Consider the following 18,666-nt stretch of genomic DNA (forward strand, 5'->3'; position numbering starts at 1 on the left):
AATTATATTTATAAAAATTTTAGACTTTATGAAAAAAAATATATTAACAGCATTATTTGCATTAGGCTTATTTGGCTATTCAGCTCAAGCTCAGGTTGTATATAAATATGAGCGATACGTTAAAGATTACAAATGGAAAGTTGGTGCAAGCTATAATATGATGGATTTTAACTTTGACCATTCCAACGTACCCGAAGGTGCAAGCATGATATCTGGTGGTGCTCCTGTAAAAGTAATGCTAGGTTATGAATTTTTGCCTAATCTTTCTTTTGAAGCAGATTACTCTATGAACGAAATGGAACCAGGCAATTCTATGAATGCTGAAATTGTAAATGAAAAAATTAAGATTGCATCATTAAACGGAGCATTTGCTTACAGTTTAGGAGGTTTATTTAATATTCCTGTTGCTGATCCTTATATTAAAGCTAGTTTAGGACATTTACGTTTAAACCAAACCGATTTAACCACAGCTGGTATTGGTGGAGGAATTAATTTTTGGATTGCTGATATTCCTGCAACTAAAAGTTCACGTTACCACCATGATAAACTATACCGTCGTTTTGGTATAAACGTTGAAGCAATGGGACGTCACAACATATCAACAGACGGTCAAGGAGCACATGCACAATATTCAGCAGGTGTTTTCTATACTTTCTAAAAAAATATAATTCTTAATAAAAAAAAAGGAGCGATGCTCCTTTTTTTGCATTATATATAGCAACATATTAACAGAAATTTTATATATTTAGTCAAGAAAATGGGCGTTTTATGACACAAGAACAAATTGAAAAAGAAAACAAAGAAATTGCACGCGAGTATAAAGAACTTTTAAGCATTAGTTATCAAACACTTAATGAAGAAGATAAAAAATTAATTCGCAAAGCTTTCGATGTTGCTGTAGAAGCACATAAAGATCAAAGAAGAAAATCTGGCGAAGCTTACATCTTCCACCCTATTGCTGTTGCAAAAATTGTAGCAGGGGAAATTGGTTTAGGACCAACTTCAATTGCTGCTGCATTAATGCACGATGTTGTTGAAGATACCGATATAACGGTTGAAGATATTGAAAGAATGTTTAACCCAAGAATTGCTAAAATTGTTGAAGGTTTAACAAAAATATCAAGAATGGAGCCCGATCCAGATATATCGTTACAAGCCGAAAACTATCGTAAAATGTTACTTACGTTAAACGATGACGTACGCGTAATTCTTATAAAAATTGCCGACCGCTTACACAATATGCAAACTATGGAGTCTATGGTACCGCATAAACAAGCAAAAATTGCGTCGGAAACCTTATATATTTACGCACCGCTTGCACACCGTTTAGGTTTGTTTAATATTAAAACAAAACTTGAAGATTTAGGTTTAAAATATACCGAACCTGAAGTTTATAACGATATTTTAAGTAAAACAAAAGAAAGCCACGAAGAACAAACCGCTTATATTAAAAGTATTACTAGCGTTTTAAACGAAGCTTTAGAAAAAGAAGATCTTGCTTTTACAATAAAAGGAAGACCAAAATCGGTATACTCAATCCGTAGAAAAATGAAAGCGCAAGTTGTTTCGTTTGATCAGGTGTACGATAAATTTGCCATTAGAATAATTTATAAATCAGCACCTGCCGATGAAAAATTCGTAGCTTGGAAAATATATTCTATCGTTACCGATCATTACCGTCCATCGCCTAGTCGTTTGCGCGATTGGATTTCATCGCCAAAATCAACAGGATACGAAGCATTGCACATTACCGTTATGGGGCCAAAAGGTCGTTGGGTTGAAGTGCAAATTCGCAGTGAACGAATGGATGAAATTGCAGAAAAAGGATACGCTGCACATTATAAATACAAACAAGGCGTTACCGAAGAAAACAGTTTAGATAAATGGCTTAATTTATTAAAAGAAGCTTTAGAAAATTCTGAAGCTAACGCTGTAGATTTTGTTGAAGATTTTAAACTAAACCTTTATGCAAAAGAAATTTACATTTTTACACCAAAAGGCGAAATAAAATCGTTACCTAAAGGCGCTACTGCCCTAGATTTTGCTTTTAGCATACATACCGACATAGGTATTAAAACCCGCGGAACAAAAGTTAATGGTAAACTTGTACCTTTAAATTACGAATTAAATTCGGGTGATCAGGTTGAAATTATTACTTCAACTAACCAAAAACCAAGTATTCATTGGCTTGAGTTTGTAACTACAGCTCGTGCTAAAAACAAAATTAAAAACGCATTAAATGAAGATGTAAAACAACTTTCTGATGAAGGTAGAGAAATTTTAGCACGTAAATTAAAACATTTAAAAATAAATATCGACGAGAAAATAATTAATGAATTAGTTACTTATTTTAAGTTAAAAACAAGTCAAGATTTATTTTATAAGGTAGGTACTGGTAAAATAGAAAACCATTTGTTAAAAGAATTTGCAAGCTATAAAAACAGCAATGCCTTTTTAAATTTCTTTAAAAAATCAATTAGAAAAGAATCTGTTGAAATAAAATCTGACAATAAGCTAGATTTAATTGTTTTTGGAAAAGACGATGAAAAACTAGATTATAAACTTGCAAACTGTTGCAACCCAATACCAGGTGATCAAGTTTTTGGTTTTGTTACCATTAACGAAGGTATTAAAGTACATAAAATTGATTGTCCAAATGCTTTAAGCATGCGTTTGAACTACGCTTATAGAATTTTACAAGCAAAATGGATCGATTCTTCGGCTCAAGAGTTTAATGCATCTTTAATGATTAAGGGAATTGATGGTTTAGGACTAACAAACGAACTAACCCGAGTTATATCTAACCAAATGAATGTAAACATTCAAAGTATATCGTTAAGTTCAAATGCCGGCATTTTCACAGGTCAAATAACTGTAATTGTACCAAATAAAAACGTTTTAAACAAGTTAATAGAGAATATTCAGAACATAGATGGTGTTGAAAAAATTACCCGAATAACAGGAAGTATTTAATTTTAAATATTAAATTTTTAGTATTCGGTAATAAACAATTATATTTGTGCTGTTAAAGTAAACCATGGAAGAAAATAAAAATCAAGAAATTGTAAAAAGCGTTTTCACTAAATATTTAGAGGAAAAAGGGCATCGTAAAACCCCTGAACGCTATGCTATTCTTCAAGAAATATACGAAAGCGAGGAACACTTCGATATAGAATCGCTGTATATTAAAATGAAAAACAAAAACTATCGTGTAAGTAGAGCAACACTTTACAATACGATAGAATTGTTGTTAGAATGTGGTTTAGTTCGTCGTCATCAGTTTGGTCAAAACCAATCTCATTACGAAAAATCGTATTTTGATAAACAACACGATCATATTATTTTAACCGATACCGGTGAAGTAATTGAATTTTGTGATCCTAGAATACAAAGCATTAAACAAACAATTGAAGAAATCTTTAACATAAAAATTCAAAATCACTCTTTATACTTTTACGGTACAAAAGAAAACAATAACAACACAACAAATAATTAAAAACAGACTAACACAGCAAACATCATGACAGTAGATTTGTTACTTGGCCTTCAATGGGGAGACGAAGGAAAAGGAAAAATTGTAGACGTACTTACTTCTAAATACGATATAATCGCACGTTTTCAAGGTGGGCCTAACGCAGGGCATACTTTAGAATTTGATGGCATTAAACACGTATTAAGAACCATTCCTTCTGGTATTTTCCATAAAAATTCAATCAATATTATCGGAAACGGTGTAGTTATGGATCCGGTAGTTTTTCAAAAAGAAATTGAAGGTTTACAAAAATTTGATATTGATGTACAAGCACGTTTATTAATTTCAAGAAAAGCTCATTTAATTTTACCTACACACCGTTTATTAGACGCTGCTTCTGAAGCTTCAAAAGGTAAAGCTAAAATTGGATCTACCTTAAAAGGTATTGGACCAACTTATATGGACAAAACTGGTAGAAATGGTTTACGTGTAGGCGATATTGAATTAGCAGATTTTAAAGAAAGATACAACGCTTTGGCTGAAAAACACATTGAAATGATTAATTTTTACAATGTGGATTTACAATACAATTTAGCCGAAATGGAAGAAGAATTCTTTGCTGCGGTTAACGAATTAAAAAAATTAACTTTTATTGATTCTGAATTCTATTTAAACAAAGCTTTAAAAGACGGAAAATCAATTTTAGCTGAAGGTGCACAAGGTTCATTATTAGATATCGATTTTGGAACATATCCATTTGTAACATCTTCAAACACAACTGCTGCAGGCGCATGTACAGGTTTAGGTATTGCACCTAACAGAGTTAAAGATGTTTTTGGAATTTTTAAAGCTTATACAACACGCGTTGGATCAGGTCCTTTTCCTACAGAATTGTTTGATACTATAGGTGAAACAATGGCAAAAGTTGGAAACGAATTTGGATCGGTAACTGGGCGTGCTCGTCGTTGTGGTTGGTTAGATTTGGTTGCTTTAAAATATGCAGTTGAAGTAAACGGGGTAACCGCATTATACATGATGAAAGGCGATGTTTTATCTGGGTTTGACACTTTAAACATTTGTACAGCATATACTTATAAAGGCGAAGAAATAGACCATTTGCCTTATAATATTGAAGCTGAAAACGTACAACCAGTATATGTACAGAAAAAAGGTTGGAAACAAGATTTAACTGGTTTAACAACTTATAATGAATTACCTGAAGAATTAAAAGAATACATTACTTTTATTGAAGAATATGTAGGTGTGCCTATAAAAGTTGTTTCTGTTGGTCCTGACCGTAAGCAAACAATTATAAAATAATATAATTAAAAATATACTTTTAAAACACTTGCAAAAACTATTGCAAGTGTTTTTATTTTAATAAATTATCCAATTTAATTAAATGCATTAACAAAAGATTAATGAAGTTATTAGTTAAATTCATTAATTTTGAAAAAAAATATTTCAATTGAAAAACATTTTATTAAAACTGCTTTTTATACTGTTTTGTAGTAGTTCAATAAACGCACAAACTACAAACGCCAACGGTAAACTAATAAAATTAATACACGCCGATTTCACTGAAATTAACGAACTGGAAATTCCGGGTGCTAAAATTTTAATTGGTAATGTACAAGCACAACATGACAGTATGTACATTTACTGCAACAAAGCATATTTATTTGAAAAAGAAAACTATATAAAACTTTTTGGTAATGTTCAATTAGTTCAAGACGATACTTTACAAATGCAAAGCAAATATGCCGAATACAACGGTATGCAAAAAATTGCGTATGCATCAGGTAATGTAATTATGACATCGCCCGATTCTTCTTTAAAATCAGAAAAAGTATATTTTGATAGAAACACAGGCATAGCCTATTATAACGATGGCGCAACAATTACAAATAAATTAAACACTTTAAAATCTAAAAGCGGAAAATATTACACCCGTGAATTAAAGTATGAATTTAGAACACAAGTAGTAATCACCAATCCTGAAAATGTAGTAAAATCAAATCATTTAGATTATTACGAAGATTCTGGTCACGCGTACTTATTTGGTCCATCAACAATTGATAATAAAGGAAACCATATTTATACCGAAAATGGCTTTTACGACACCCGTTTAAACGAAGGAAAATTAATTAACAAATCGTTTATTTTATATAACAACAAACGCATTGAAGCCGATGAAATGTATTACGACGAAAAAAAATCGTATGCAAAAGGCATTAACAACGTAAAAGTAATTGATACCATAAATAATACCGTTGCAACTAGTCATTTTGCCGAACTTTTCCGCGCAAACGATTCAATTTATCTCACAAAAAAACCATTAATTACGTATTATACACCAAAAGACACCACTTATTTTCACGCTAAAAATTTACAAATAGTTGGCCCTGATAAGCAACGTGTAATAAAAGGTTATCCTAATGCACGTATTTATAGAACCCCAGATATGAGTGGTAAGGCCGATTCTTTACATTATAACCAAAAAATAGGCTTGTTACAATTAATTCGTAAACCTGTAGTTTTTAATGGCGAAAGTCAATTAACCGGTGATGTAATCCATTTAATAAACAATGTACAAACCGAAAAATTAGATTCGTTAAAAGTGTTAAATAATGCATTTGTCATACAAAAAGATACTTTAGGCAGCGGCTTCAATCAAGCAAAAGGAATTAATTTATATGGAAAATTTATTGACGATAAAATTAGAAAAATAGATTTGGTACAAAACGCCGAAATGATTTATTATGTGTACGATGAACAAGTTTTAAAAGGAATTGATAAAGGTATTTGTAGTAAAATTGTTTTAGAATTAGAAGACAATAAAATTACAACTGCAACCCGAATGATTAATGCAGAAGGAACCACCTACCCACCCGAACAATTTCCAGAAAATGCACGAAAATTAGCAGGTTTTAAATGGCGGGGCGATGAAAGAATGTATGCAGTTGACGATCTTTTTAGCGAAGAAGAATTAAAAAAAGATTCAGACGCGCAAATTGATTCTAAAAAAAATAGTAGAACTAATACAAAACCAATGGAAATTCAAGACAAAACCTTAAATTTTCAGCGCAAAACTAAAGCTCCAAATATTATAAAAAAACGAGAGGAATAAATGAAAGCAGATTTTTTTAAATACCAAGCTCAAACAACATTTCACCCTTTAGCTTTAGAAATTGAATACGCCAAAGGCAGCTACATTTATACAACAGATGGAAAAAAACATTTAGATTTTGTTGCTGGCGTTTCAGCTTGTACGTTGGGTCATCAACATCCTCGTGTAGTTAATGCTATTAAGCAACAACTTGATAAATATTTACATGTAATGGTTTATGGCGAATATATACAAAAACCAGCTGTAGATTTTTGTAAACTGTTAGCTGCACAATTACCTACAAGTTTAAACAAAACGTATTTGGTTAATTCGGGTACCGAAGCAGTTGAAGCTGCTTTAAAATTAGCAAAACGTGCTACAGGCAGAACTCAAATTATATCGTGCCACAATGCTTATCATGGCAACACACAAGGTTCTATGAGTATTTTGGGTAACGAAGAACGTAAACGTGCTTTTAGACCTCTTTTGCCAAATGTAACTTTTATTACTTTTAACAACGAAGCTGATTTACAACAAATTACCACACAAACCGCTGCTGTAATTTTAGAAACAATTCAAGGAAGTGCTGGGTTTATAACCCCGCAAAACAATTATTTAGAAAAAGTTCGCAATCGTTGCAACCAAACTGGAACTCTTTTAATTTTAGACGAAATTCAACCTGGATTTGGCAGAACAGGTAAATTATTTGGCTTTCAAAATTACAATATTGTACCCGATATTTTAGTAATGGGTAAAGGTATGGGTGGCGGTATGCCCGTTGGTGCATTAACAGCTAACGAAAAATTAATGGATTTATTAGCTAACGATCCAAAGTGTGGGCACATAACAACATTTGGTGGCCATCCTGTAATTGCAGCTGCATCGTTAGCAACTTTACAAGAATTAATTGAAACCGACTTAATGCAACAAACATTAGTCAAAGAACAATTGTTTCGCACATTGTTAAAACATCCGCTAATTACCGAAATTCATGGCAAAGGTTTAATGCTTGCACCAATGACACCATCTGAAGAAATCACAAATAATGTAATTTTAAAGTGTAAAGATAAAGGTTTGGTATTATTTTGGTTGATGTTTGAAGGAAAAGCAATACGCATTACCCCACCTTTAACCATTTCAGAAGATGAAATTAAAGAAGGATGTGCTATTTTAATTGAAGCTTTAAACGAAGTTCAAGCCGAACTTTGTTAATTAATATGTTAATAATATAGTTCTTTTTGAAGCCTTTAGCCTTTTAAAAAAAATTATATTTAAAAAAAACAATAGTCGACCATGTTTACAAACGACGAAGAAGAATTTTTTAAAATGTCAATTTCAAAATTCGAGAATATGCTTAAAACAAACAAAATTTGTTTTTTCGATTCTGAAGAATTTGAAAACATTATACTGCATTATTTAGATTCAGGTAAATTAAACCTATCTAAAAAAGCATTAAAATTGGGCTTAGAGCAGCACCCAAATTCTGTTGGACTAAAATTAGTTCAGGTAGAACTATTGGTTTTTGAAGATAAATTAGAAAAAGCAGAAAAGTTACTCAACGAAATTCAGGCAATTGATCCAAGAAACGATGAAGTTTACATACAACGTGCTGCTATTTATTCTAAACAAAACAAACACCATAAAGCAATAGAATGTTTAAACATTGCCTTGCAATATACCGAAGATTTTGCCGATGTTTATTCACTTTTAGGCATGGAATATTTATATATTGATGAAGTTTCACTTGCAAAAGACGCATTTATTAAGTGTTTAGAGCACGATGAAGAAGATCAAACAGCTTTATATAATGTAGTTTATTGTTATGATTTTTTAGATAACCATACCGATGCTATTCAGTTTTTAGAAGAATTTATAGATCATAACCCCTATTCTGAAGTTGCTTGGCACCAATTAGGTAGACAGTTTTTCAACATAAAAGATTATCGAAAAGCAATTGAAGCTTATGATTTTGCTAGTATTATCGATGAAAAATTTACAGGAGCATATATTGAAAAAGGCAAAGCTTATGAAAAACTTAAAATGTTTCAACAAGCCATAAATTGCTACAAAGAAGTATTACAAATTGAAGATCCATCTTCTTACGTATATAGAAAAATTGGATGGTGTTATGAAAATTTAAAAAATTTAGATAAAGCTTTAAAATATTATTTAAAATCGGTTCACGAAGATCCTTTAATGGACAAATCGTGGGTTGCAATTGCTGATTTATACTTAAAAAAGAACGATTTTAAAAAAGCTCTTCAATTTGTTAATAAAGCACTTAGCATAGAAGAACACAATTATTTGTATTGGAGAAGATATGCCATTATTAACAAAGATTTGCAGTTTTATGAAGAAGCTGAACTTGGTTTTAGAAAAGCAATAGATCACGGCGATACTTTGTTAGATACATGGTTATTTTGGAGCGATGTTCTAGTAGCATTAAACAGTAATACAACTGCAATTGAAAAGTTACTAAAAGCAACTGAAATTTTTAATGATGAAAACGAAATTGAATACCGTTTAGCAGGTTTATATACTTTAACAAATGAAATTGAAAAAGCTTTGTACCACTTAACAAATGCATTAGCTTTAAATTATAAAAACCACACACTTTTAAAAGAACTTTTCCCTATGGTTTGGGAAAACAAAAAAGTACAAACATATATTAAAAATTTTAATAAGCATTAATCGTTAGTTTCTAACGATTTTTTTTATGAAAACATACGGTTTAATTGGCAAAAATATTAGCTATTCTTTTTCAAGAAATTACTTTAATAATAAATTTTTAACAAAAGGAATTAAAAATATACAATACGTTAATTTTGATATAGATAACTTATCAGAATTAAATCATTTATTTAATAAAAACAATCATGGTTTTAACGTAACAATACCTTTTAAAGAAACCATAATACCTTATTTAGATGCATTAGATATACATGCAAGTAATATAGGCGCTGTAAACACCATTCAAATTGTAAATGGAATAAAAAAAGGTTTTAATACTGATTGGATAGGCTTTATAAAATCAATACAACCTATGTTAAAATCACATCATACTTCGGCTTTAATTTTAGGTACTGGTGGCGCATCAAAAGCCATAAAATACGCTTTAAATCAACTACAAATTAGCCATAAAACTGTTTCTAGGTTTGCTGCCGATTATACTTACGAAAACTTAACAAAGGAAATTATTCAACAAAATAATATCATTATAAATTGTACTCCATTAGGCACTTTTCCAAATATAGATACTGCTCCTAATATAAAGTACGAATATATAACCAATAAGCATTTGGCATATGATTTAGTTTACAATCCTACAGAAAGTTTGTTTCTAAAAAAATGTAAAAATAATGATGCTGCTATTAAAAACGGACTTGAAATGTTAGAAATTCAAGCCGAAGAAGCTTGGAAAATATGGAATAACTTATAGTTTTATTAAAAACTATTTGTTTTTTTCAAATATTTAATTATCTTTCAAAAATTAATTGTTAAACTTAAACATTAAAATGATGTTAGAAGAAAAGAATGATAACCTGCCACAAGCAGATGGAATTACTACTGAAAATGAAGCACATACAATTGTAGATGCTATCAATTCAACAAATGCAGAAGACAGCGAAACTACGTCAATTAACGAAAGCCACACCATTCCGCTTTTAGATTATGACGCTTTATCTTTAGAAGAACTAAACGACCAATTACAACATTTAATTAAAAATGAAAAAATAACTGCAATACGTGAACATGTTGAAGGTATAAAACGCAGCTTTTTACATAAATATCATGAATTGATTGACGAAAAACGCAAAGTTTTTTTAGAAGAAAACCCTGAAGCTTTTGCATCTGATTTTCAATATGATTTACCTGCAAAAAATCAATTCGATACACTATATAACGATTTTCGTGATCAACGAAACAATCACTTTAAATCAATTCAAGATCAATTAAAGAAAAATTTAGTTGAGCGTAATAAAATTATCGATGAGCTAAAAGACTTAGTTGAAAATACCAATAATTTTAATACCGCTTTAAAAGATATTAATCAATTACGTGAACGCTGGAGAAATGCTGGTTCTATTCCAAAAGACAATTATAACCATGTTTGGAATACGTTTCATTTTCATTTAGAACGTTTTTACGACCAGTTACACATGGACCGTGAAGCGCGTGATTTAGACTTTAAAAATAATTTAGAACAAAAACAAAAACTAATTGAACGTGCTTCTACTTTAATTAACGAAAAAGATATTAGAAAAGCGTTTAGAGAATTACAAACGTTACACCGTGTTTGGAAAGAAGAAATTGGACCTGTTGCTAAAGAATACCGCGAGGAAATTTGGCAAACTTTTAGTAACATTACCAAAGAATTACACAACAAACGCGAAATGTTACAAAATGAAATTCGCGAACGTGAGGAACATAATTTAGCTCAGAAAAACGAAGTAATTGCTAAAATTAATCAAGTTGCTACCAAAGAATTTAACTCACATAACGATTGGCAAAACGCTATTAAAGAAATTGAGGAATTAAGAACAAAATTCTTTAACATTGGTCGTGTACCTGCAGAAATTAGTGATGAAATTTGGAATACTTTTAAAAATAGTACCCGTAATTTTAATGTGTTGAAAAATAATTTTTATAAAGACATTAAAAAAGAACAACATGATAATTTAACTAAAAAGCAAGCGTTAATTGACCAAGCAAAATCATTAAAAGATAGCGACGACTTTAACACTGTTACGCCTTTAATGAAACAAATTCAAGAAGATTGGAAACATATTGGGCATGTACCAAGAAAATTTTCGGATAGTTTGTGGAAAGAGTTTAAACAAATTTGCAACGCGTACTTTGATCGTTTACATGCAGAACGAAACAAAGAAATTGAAGCTGAAATGGAAAATTTTAACAAGAAAAAAGATTATCTTGATCAGTTAAGAGAATTTCAGTTAACAGGTGAACACAAAACCGATTTAGACAGTATTAAAGTACATATTGAAAACTGGAAAAACATGGGTGTTGTACCACAAACACGTAGACATATTGAAGGTAAATTCAATAAAATTTTAGATGCTTTATTTGATAAATTAAGCATGTCTAAAAAAGAAGCTGAATTGGTGAAGTTCAATAATAAAATTGAACAGTTTATTGAAAATAATGACAGCAGACGTTTACAAAACGAAACAATATTTGTACAAAAAAAGATAGAAGAAATTCAATCAGAAATTTTTCAGCTAGAAAACAATATTCAATTTATTTCTAATGCAAAAGCAGATAATCCTTTAATTAAAGAAATTAATAAAAATATTGACCGCCATAAAGATGAATTAAAACTTTGGAAGGATAAATTAGTTCAACTAAAAAACATCAACAAAAATGATGCATAATATACAAAACCGGAATTTTCCGGTTTTTTTCATTCTAAAATATACGCTATTTTGTTGCTTTGCTTTGTTAATTGTTTCATGTAAATCAAAAAAAAATTGGACCGATTCAAACAAAACAAATGAAAGCAAAACCATAATAACTATACCTAAAAATACAACTGATATTGCAATTTTGCTTGATGTGAATGAGAAAAGTTTAAAAAATAAAGAATTATATAATTTTATAATAAACTGGTACGGTACCCCTTATAAATTTGGGGGAAATTCTAAAAACGGAATTGATTGTTCGGGTTTTACAAACGTTTTATACAATGAAATTTATAAAATTCAGTTGCCAAGAATTTCAAGAGATATAGCCCTAAATATTAAACGTAAATACACAAATGAACTAAATGAAGGTGATTTAGTATTTTTCTCGATAGGAAATTCTGGCACTATAAATCACGTGGGCATTTATTTACAAAATAACAAATTTGTACACGCATCTTCGTCAAAAGGAGTAATAATTTCTAATTTAAACGATACTTATTACGCAAAATATTTAGTAAAATGCGGTTCGTATAAAAAGTAACTTAATTTTTAAAAAATGACTGATATAGATAAATATAACATTTCGCAATCAAATGAACATCAACAAGTTTGTGAGGTTCTAAAATATCAAATATCGAAAAACTTATCAAATGCAACCTCAAAAATTTGGCACGCGCACCCAGTTTGGTTCATTAACGACAACCCAATTATAGGCTACAGCAAACAAAAAAAAGGTATTAGACTTATGTTTTGGAGTGGTGCCGATTTTGATGAAGACGCACTTATTGTAAGAGGTCAAAAATTTAAGGATGCTTCCATTTTTTTTAACAATGCAACAGAAATAGATGTTAATGAATTGGAACGATGGTTAAAAAAATCTGAAATTATTCAATGGGATTATAAAAACATTGTAAAACGTAAAGGTGTACTTATAAAACTATAATTTTTCGTTTTAAAATAACATTAAAATAACACATCAAAAATAATTTATATAAATTTATATCGTAATATTGCAATATTAAATAGGTTAATAAATGGGAGCAACAAAAACAGATCATTTTACAAATGAGCAAAACCAAATAGCAATTATTGCTAAAGCATTAGGCCACCCAGCCCGTATAGCTATTTTAGAATATTTATTAAAAGTTAATGAATGTATCTGTGGAGATATTGTAAATGAATTGCCTTTGGCACAACCAACGGTTTCGCAACATTTAAAAGAACTTAAAAACGCAGACTTAATTAAAGGGACTGTTGAAGGAAATGCAATTTGTTATTGCATTAACGAAAAAACTATTGAAATGCTTAACTCCTATTTTTCTTCAATTATTAAAGGTGTAAAAAATAATAAATGTTGTTAATAAAATAAATTATAAAAATGAAATTATCAGAATTTAAAAAACTAATAGAAAATCTAAAGGAAATTACTTTTGAATTAGAAAATGGCACTTTAGTACCTTCTCATTTTCACGTTACAGAAGTGGGTCAAATTACAAAACACTTTATTGATTGCGGTGGAGTAATTCGAAATGAAATTACTGTAAATTTTCAATTATGGCATGCAAATGATTTTTCACATCGCTTAACTGCATCAAAAATGATGGATATTATTAAATTATCTGAAGATAAATTAAATATTGTTGACGCAGAAATTGAAGTAGAATATCAAAGTGAAACTATTGGTAAATTTGATTTAGCTTTTAACGGCAATCACTTCGTTTTAAAAAATACAACCACTGCCTGCTTGGCTCCAGATGCATGTGGTGTAGATGGTTCACCAAAACAAAAAATAAGTTTAAAAGATTTAAATACTAACCAAAACAACACTTGCACTCCTGGTAGCGGTTGTTGTTAAAAAAATATATAATGGAAAAATTTAACAAAAAAGCCCACTGGGAAAATGTGTATAACACGAAACAAATTACAGAAGTAAGTTGGTACCAAAAAAAACCTGAAACATCATTACAATTAATAGAAAATTGTAATGTACCAAAAACATCAAAAATTATTGATGTTGGTGGTGGCGATGGTTTTTTAGTTGATTATTTACTAGAATTGGGCTATACAAATATTACGGTTTTAGATATTTCGGAAACTGCAATTGAAAAAGCAAAAAAACGTTTAGGAAAAAAAGCAGATTTAGTAAATTGGATTGTTGCCGATGCTGCAAATTTTAATCCAACTGAAACTTATGATATTTGGCATGACCGAGCTGCTTTTCATTTTTTAACAAACGAAACTGATATCGAAAATTATAAAAATACTGTTCAAAATAACCTCAACACAAATGGTTTTTTAATTATAGGAACTTTTTCAGAAGAAGGTCCTACAAAGTGTAGTGGTATCAACATTAAGCAGTACAATGAAAAATCGCTTTTCAATGTTTTTAGTTCTCAGTTTACTCAAATAAACAGTTTAACAACCAACCACGAAACACCTTTTAACACCATCCAAAATTTTGTTTTTAGCACTTTTAAAAAATCTTAAATTTTAAAAATGAATCAACAACTTAAAGAAACTATTAAAGCATTAAATACTGATTTGCTTTCAGCCGAACGCATAAACGTGTTACAACCTTTGATAGATTTTGTACAAAATAAGGTAACTAACAACCAAATTATTAACTTAAATTTTATTTGTACACATAATTCGCGTCGCAGTCATTTAGCTCAAATTTGGGCTCAAGTTGCATCAGTACATTTTAAAATTCCAAATGTAAATTGTTTTTCTGGCGGAACCGAAGAAACTGCACTTTATAAAACTGTTATTGAAGTCTTACAAAATCAAGGTTTCACTGTTAATTTATTAAATAATAGCACCAACCCTATTTATGCATTAAAGTTTAATGAAAATTGCATGCCTATTATTGGGTTTTCTAAAAAATACAACCACGAATTTAACCCAAAAAGTAATTTTGCTGCAGTTATGACGTGCTCTGAAGCCGATGGTGGTTGCCCTTTTGTTGCTGGTGCAGAAAAGCGAATTGCAATTACATATCAAGATCCTAAAGTATTTGATGAATTACAAAATGCTGCAAATGCTTATACAACTACTAGTTTACAAATTGCTACCGAAATGTTTTATGTTTTTTCTAAAATTAAATTATAAATAATGCAACCAAAATTAAAATTTATCGACAGGTTTTTAACGCTTTGGATATTCCTTGCTATGATTGTAGGAATAAGTATAGGTCATTTTTTTCCAAGTATTTCAAATATAACAAATACTTTTTCGGTGGGTACAACCAACATTCCATTAGCAATCGGCTTAATTTTAATGATGTATCCACCATTAGCAAAAGTAGATTATAGTTTACTGCCACACGTTTTTAAAGATAAAAAAGTTATAGGAATATCATTATTTTTAAATTGGATAGTAGGTACGGTTTTAATGTTTGTACTGGCAATTTTGTTTTTAAAAAACCAACCAGGTTACATGTCAGGTTTAATTTTAATAGGCTTAGCACGATGCATTGCTATGGTAGTTGTTTGGAACGATTTAGCTAAAGGAAATCGGGAATATGCTGCTTTATTAGTAGCTTTAAATAGTATTTTTCAGGTATTTACGTACAGTTTTTTGGTATGGTTATTTATAAATTATTTACCACATAAATTAGGATTGGCAAATTTTAACGTAAATGTATCAATGCAAGATGTTACTAAAAGTGTTTTTATTTACTTAGGAATTCCATTTATTGCAGGCTTTTTAAGTAGGTATTATTTAGTAAAATTTAAAGGTATAGAATGGTATAATAGAAAATATATTCCTAAAATAGCACCTATCACCTTGTATGCTTTGCTTTTTACCATTGTATTTATGTTTAGTTTAAAAGGCGATACAATTCTGCAATTACCTTTTGATGTTTTACAAATTGCCATACCATTAGTAATTTATTTTATTGTAATGTTTTTTGTTAGTTTTTTCATTAACAAATGGCTAAATGTACCTTATTCAAAAAATGCTGCCATTGCATTTACAGCTACAGGTAACAATTTTGAATTAGCAATTGCTGTTGCCATTTCGGTTTTTGGTTTACATTCTCAACAAGCTTTTGTAGGGGTTATAGGACCATTAATCGAAGTTCCTGTTTTAATACTACTAGTAAAAGCAAGTTTGTATCTACAAAAAAAATACTATGCATAAATAAATAGTTTAGCTTTGGAAAACAAGGTACCATTAAAAGAAATTATTCGTGTATTTTTAAAATTAGGTGTTATAGGCTTTGGCGGACCAGCAGCTCATATAGCTATGATGCATACCGAAATTGTAACTAAACGAAATTGGTTAAATGAACAGCAATTTTTAAATTTATTAGGAGCTACACAACTCATTCCCGGGCCAAATAGTACCGAAATGGCTATACATATAGGCTATGTTAAAGCTGGTTGGAAAGGTTTACTACTTGCGGGGTTATGCTTTATTTTACCAGCTGTTTTAATTACCAGCTGCTTTGCCTATTTATATCTTGAATTTGGAAAATTACCTGAAATTTTACCGTTTATATATGGTATAAAACCTGCCATAATTGCCATTATTATAGGTGCTGTTTATACATTAGCAATAAAAGCTGTTAATACAAAATTCTTAGGTTTTATAGGAATTATTGCTTTAATAGCTTCTTTAGTAAATGTTAACGAAGTTTACATAATGCTTGCATCTGGTTTATTGGCAGTGGGTTATCATTTTTATTCGAACATAAAAAATCAGTCGTTAAACAGTATAGCACCTTTTGCATTACTACCTTTTACACAAGTTCATTTAACAAATTATCAGTTATTTTTAACTTTTTTAAAGATAGGTGCCATTTTATATGGAAGTGGTTATGTTTTATTTGCTTTTTTAGATACCGAATTGGTTGCTAAAGGGTATTTAAGTAGAACGGTGCTTATTGATGCCATTGCAGTTGGACAATTTACACCAGGTCCCGTTTTTTCATCGGTTACTTTTATTGGTTATCAATTAAATGGTTTTTGGGGCGCATTTTGGGCTACAATAGCTATTTTTTTACCTTCGTTTATTTTTGTTGCAGGCATACACTTTATTTTAAAAAAAGTAGATCAATCAAAAACTTTTAAAGTGTTTTTAAATGCTGTAAATGTAGCATCTGTTGCTATAATTTTAGCTGTTTGTTTTAAAATGGGTAAAGAAACCATTACTGATTGGCGTACCGTTTTAATTGCTATTGTAAGCGCATTTGTGGTTTTTAATTTTAAAAATGTTAATAGTGCTTTTATTGTTTTAGGTGGAGCATTTTTAGGTTATTTGTTGTATTTTTTATAAGTATAAAAAATACCAATGTACGAACCTTTTTATAAAATTTAATTGGCTATTTTATAAAAAACCTACAAGGTTTTTAAAACCTTGTAAGTTTTGTTGGTATATATTTAAACTTACTTTTTTATAAACTGTTTAACCGCTGTACCTTGTGCGGTTTGTAAATACAATAGATACGTACCGCTTGCTAAATTTTCTACATTTAGATGTATTTCTGCTGGGTTGTTGTACGCTTGTGTGCTTACTTGCCTACCTGCTAAAGTGTACACCGTAATTTGGTTTACCTGCATGTTAACTGCATTGGTAATATTTACCACATTGGTTGCTGGGTTGGGGTACAAATTAAATTTTGTAGCCAATTGCTGGTTTACGCTTAATATATAAGACGGCAATGTTTTTAAACCCGAAACTTTAATATTATCTATTTTACTACAGATGTTGCATCTAAACTACCCGTACCAAAATCTATATAAGTAGGTATAGTATTGTGGTTGAAAGTTCCAGTTGCTTGTAAGTTTAATGTAGGTATGTAAAAATACACATTTTTAGTATTGTAATCTACAAACATTTCTGCCTTAATCCATGTATTGTACGGAAAGGTTGTAGCATTGTAGTTTTTTAAAACATGTATTTTATAACTACTACTATTTTCTAAATAATTACCCAATATGCGGTGGTATATGTTTGGGATCGACTGAAAAGCTGTATTAATTACACTGGGTTTAGTGACAAAATAATTCATTAAATTACCATAAAAAACAAAACTTCCCTCCCCATAAAACTCATATTCAAATTTAATAATATTATTACCTGGTGTACGGTTGTTCCATAGGGTAGTTAAAAAATCGTTCGCTTGCCTAAAAGTTAACCCTTCTTGCTTAGTGCTTGTAGTTGTTATTATAAGTACATTGCCTTTACCTGCCTCGGCAGTAATCATTGGAGTAAGCAAAAAATTCGGCTAGCGCGATACCAACCACCCCCCATGTCCGGGGGTGGTTTGGGTATAATCTGTGTTTAAATGCCCTGTTGGATAACTATCAAAGTTTTCATTAAATAAAACTTGCGCATTGGTTAAGTGGGTAATTAACAGTAAAAAAAGAGATATAGTACGCGTTATATTTTTTTTCATAATTAATTATTGTTAACACTTGTTTGCGAGTTGTTGTTTTCACCGTCCATTTCGTTAAAAACGCTGTCGGTTGTACAAGCTGTAAGGGTTAGAGCTATTACCCCCCCACAAAATTTTAGAGAATTTTGTCATAATAAAATATTAGATTAGTTGTTTGTAGCATAAATATACTAAAAAAATTAACATATTGTTAAAAAAAAATAAATATAAAGTTAAATACTGGTTTATATAAAAAGTCTATACTTTTATAATATTACAC

The 18,666-nt window shown here is 30.1% G+C and carries 20 protein-coding genes; 17 read left to right on the forward strand and 3 right to left on the reverse strand.

Translation table 11 applies throughout. The features are described from left to right. Nucleotides 1-28 precede the first annotated feature (28 nt). From P3875_RS08285 to chrA, 17 genes are all read left to right on the forward strand, one after another. Nucleotides 29-658 carry an outer membrane beta-barrel protein gene (locus P3875_RS08285; RefSeq protein WP_303443496.1) on the forward strand — a complete coding sequence of 210 codons (630 nt, stop codon included), beginning with the start codon at nucleotides 29-31 and terminating at the stop codon, nucleotides 656-658. A 110-nt stretch (nucleotides 659-768) separates the two neighbouring features. Continuing rightward, nucleotides 769-2,973 carry a RelA/SpoT family protein gene (locus tag P3875_RS08290; RefSeq protein ID WP_303443497.1) on the forward strand — a complete coding sequence of 735 codons (2,205 nt, stop codon included), beginning with the start codon at nucleotides 769-771 and terminating at the stop codon, nucleotides 2,971-2,973. A 64-nt stretch (nucleotides 2,974-3,037) separates the two neighbouring features. Next, nucleotides 3,038-3,496 (forward strand): Fur family transcriptional regulator, encoded by a 459-nt coding sequence (locus tag P3875_RS08295; RefSeq protein ID WP_303443498.1) that lies wholly within the window; start codon nucleotides 3,038-3,040, stop codon nucleotides 3,494-3,496. 24 nt (nucleotides 3,497-3,520) lie between these two features. Further along, entirely contained in the window at nucleotides 3,521-4,792 is a 1,272-nt protein-coding gene (locus P3875_RS08300) for an adenylosuccinate synthase (RefSeq protein WP_303443499.1), read from the forward strand. Between the two features lie 148 nt (nucleotides 4,793-4,940). Then, a complete protein-coding gene (locus tag P3875_RS08305; RefSeq protein ID WP_303443500.1) occupies nucleotides 4,941-6,602 on the forward strand; it encodes an OstA-like protein in 1,662 nt (553 codons plus the stop codon). Then, nucleotides 6,603-7,793, forward strand: coding sequence for an aspartate aminotransferase family protein (locus P3875_RS08310; protein ID WP_303443501.1), 1,191 nt, complete (start codon nucleotides 6,603-6,605; stop codon nucleotides 7,791-7,793). It begins immediately after the preceding gene. Nucleotides 7,794-7,874: 81 nt separating this feature from the next. Continuing rightward, complete coding sequence (locus P3875_RS08315; protein ID WP_303443502.1) at nucleotides 7,875-9,272, forward strand: tetratricopeptide repeat protein; 1,398 nt, start codon at nucleotides 7,875-7,877, stop codon at nucleotides 9,270-9,272. A gap of 25 nt (nucleotides 9,273-9,297) precedes the next feature. Then, nucleotides 9,298-10,020: a shikimate dehydrogenase family protein gene (locus P3875_RS08320; RefSeq protein WP_303443503.1), complete on the forward strand. Its 723-nt coding sequence runs from the start codon at nucleotides 9,298-9,300 to the stop codon at nucleotides 10,018-10,020. A 79-nt stretch (nucleotides 10,021-10,099) separates the two neighbouring features. Beyond that, the gene (locus P3875_RS08325; RefSeq protein ID WP_303445432.1) at nucleotides 10,100-11,974 is read left to right on the forward strand and encodes a DUF349 domain-containing protein; all 1,875 of its coding nucleotides are present in this window, start codon (nucleotides 10,100-10,102) and stop codon (nucleotides 11,972-11,974) included. Continuing rightward, entirely contained in the window at nucleotides 11,964-12,545 is a 582-nt protein-coding gene (locus P3875_RS08330; RefSeq protein WP_303443504.1) for a C40 family peptidase, read from the forward strand. Before P3875_RS08325 ends, P3875_RS08330 begins: the two co-directional genes overlap by 11 nt. 15 nt (nucleotides 12,546-12,560) lie before the next feature. Continuing rightward, nucleotides 12,561-12,947 (forward strand): DUF1801 domain-containing protein, encoded by a 387-nt coding sequence (locus P3875_RS08335; RefSeq protein ID WP_303443505.1) that lies wholly within the window; start codon nucleotides 12,561-12,563, stop codon nucleotides 12,945-12,947. Between the two features lie 91 nt (nucleotides 12,948-13,038). Then, nucleotides 13,039-13,365 carry an ArsR/SmtB family transcription factor gene (locus tag P3875_RS08340; protein ID WP_303443506.1) on the forward strand — a complete coding sequence of 109 codons (327 nt, stop codon included), beginning with the start codon at nucleotides 13,039-13,041 and terminating at the stop codon, nucleotides 13,363-13,365. A 17-nt stretch (nucleotides 13,366-13,382) separates the two neighbouring features. Further along, entirely contained in the window at nucleotides 13,383-13,859 is a 477-nt protein-coding gene (locus tag P3875_RS08345) for a DUF6428 family protein (protein ID WP_303443507.1), read from the forward strand. 11 nt (nucleotides 13,860-13,870) lie between these two features. Further along, nucleotides 13,871-14,491 (forward strand): class I SAM-dependent methyltransferase, encoded by a 621-nt coding sequence (locus P3875_RS08350; RefSeq protein ID WP_303443508.1) that lies wholly within the window; start codon nucleotides 13,871-13,873, stop codon nucleotides 14,489-14,491. A gap of 9 nt (nucleotides 14,492-14,500) precedes the next feature. Then, nucleotides 14,501-15,112 carry an arsenate-mycothiol transferase ArsC gene (locus tag P3875_RS08355; protein WP_303443509.1) on the forward strand — a complete coding sequence of 204 codons (612 nt, stop codon included), beginning with the start codon at nucleotides 14,501-14,503 and terminating at the stop codon, nucleotides 15,110-15,112. 3 nt (nucleotides 15,113-15,115) lie between these two features. Next, entirely contained in the window at nucleotides 15,116-16,147 is a 1,032-nt protein-coding gene (gene arsB, locus P3875_RS08360; protein ID WP_303443510.1) for an ACR3 family arsenite efflux transporter, read from the forward strand. Nucleotides 16,148-16,162: 15 nt separating this feature from the next. Further along, nucleotides 16,163-17,284 carry a chromate efflux transporter gene (gene chrA, locus P3875_RS08365; RefSeq protein ID WP_303443511.1) on the forward strand — a complete coding sequence of 374 codons (1,122 nt, stop codon included), beginning with the start codon at nucleotides 16,163-16,165 and terminating at the stop codon, nucleotides 17,282-17,284. Between the two features lie 110 nt (nucleotides 17,285-17,394). Here chrA and P3875_RS08370 read toward each other — a convergent pair whose 3' ends face one another. The 3 genes from P3875_RS08370 to P3875_RS08380 all read right to left on the reverse strand — a co-directional run bounded on the left by P3875_RS08370 (nucleotide 17,395) and on the right by P3875_RS08380 (nucleotide 18,407). Then, complete coding sequence (locus P3875_RS08370; protein ID WP_303443512.1) at nucleotides 17,395-17,637, reverse strand: T9SS type A sorting domain-containing protein; 243 nt, start codon at nucleotides 17,635-17,637, stop codon at nucleotides 17,395-17,397. A 62-nt stretch (nucleotides 17,638-17,699) separates the two neighbouring features. Beyond that, nucleotides 17,700-18,215, reverse strand: coding sequence for a hypothetical protein (locus P3875_RS08375; RefSeq protein WP_303443513.1), 516 nt, complete (start codon nucleotides 18,213-18,215; stop codon nucleotides 17,700-17,702). 21 nt (nucleotides 18,216-18,236) lie between these two features. Further along, nucleotides 18,237-18,407, reverse strand: coding sequence for a hypothetical protein (locus P3875_RS08380; RefSeq protein WP_303443515.1), 171 nt, complete (start codon nucleotides 18,405-18,407; stop codon nucleotides 18,237-18,239). Nucleotides 18,408-18,666: the final 259 nt, after the last annotated feature.

Source organism: Myroides sp. JBRI-B21084 (genome assembly GCF_030545015.1).
Classification (GTDB): domain Bacteria; phylum Bacteroidota; class Bacteroidia; order Flavobacteriales; family Flavobacteriaceae; genus Flavobacterium.

Coding starts and splice junctions, on each gene's coding strand:
- P3875_RS08380 (WP_303443515.1), bottom strand. CDS start 18,407: ATGAAAAAAAATATAACGCGTACTATATCTCTTTTTTTACTGTTAATT.
- P3875_RS08325 (WP_303445432.1), top strand. CDS start 10,100: ATGTTAGAAGAAAAGAATGATAACCTGCCACAAGCAGATGGAATTACT.
- P3875_RS08295 (WP_303443498.1), top strand. CDS start 3,038: ATGGAAGAAAATAAAAATCAAGAAATTGTAAAAAGCGTTTTCACTAAA.
- arsB (WP_303443510.1), top strand. CDS start 15,116: ATGCAACCAAAATTAAAATTTATCGACAGGTTTTTAACGCTTTGGATA.
- P3875_RS08345 (WP_303443507.1), top strand. CDS start 13,383: ATGAAATTATCAGAATTTAAAAAACTAATAGAAAATCTAAAGGAAATT.
- P3875_RS08355 (WP_303443509.1), top strand. CDS start 14,501: ATGAATCAACAACTTAAAGAAACTATTAAAGCATTAAATACTGATTTG.
- P3875_RS08335 (WP_303443505.1), top strand. CDS start 12,561: ATGACTGATATAGATAAATATAACATTTCGCAATCAAATGAACATCAA.
- P3875_RS08320 (WP_303443503.1), top strand. CDS start 9,298: ATGAAAACATACGGTTTAATTGGCAAAAATATTAGCTATTCTTTTTCA.
- P3875_RS08285 (WP_303443496.1), top strand. CDS start 29: ATGAAAAAAAATATATTAACAGCATTATTTGCATTAGGCTTATTTGGC.
- P3875_RS08310 (WP_303443501.1), top strand. CDS start 6,603: ATGAAAGCAGATTTTTTTAAATACCAAGCTCAAACAACATTTCACCCT.
- P3875_RS08290 (WP_303443497.1), top strand. CDS start 769: ATGACACAAGAACAAATTGAAAAAGAAAACAAAGAAATTGCACGCGAG.
- P3875_RS08315 (WP_303443502.1), top strand. CDS start 7,875: ATGTTTACAAACGACGAAGAAGAATTTTTTAAAATGTCAATTTCAAAA.
- P3875_RS08375 (WP_303443513.1), bottom strand. CDS start 18,215: ATGATTACTGCCGAGGCAGGTAAAGGCAATGTACTTATAATAACAACT.
- P3875_RS08340 (WP_303443506.1), top strand. CDS start 13,039: ATGGGAGCAACAAAAACAGATCATTTTACAAATGAGCAAAACCAAATA.
- P3875_RS08330 (WP_303443504.1), top strand. CDS start 11,964: ATGATGCATAATATACAAAACCGGAATTTTCCGGTTTTTTTCATTCTA.
- P3875_RS08350 (WP_303443508.1), top strand. CDS start 13,871: ATGGAAAAATTTAACAAAAAAGCCCACTGGGAAAATGTGTATAACACG.
- P3875_RS08300 (WP_303443499.1), top strand. CDS start 3,521: ATGACAGTAGATTTGTTACTTGGCCTTCAATGGGGAGACGAAGGAAAA.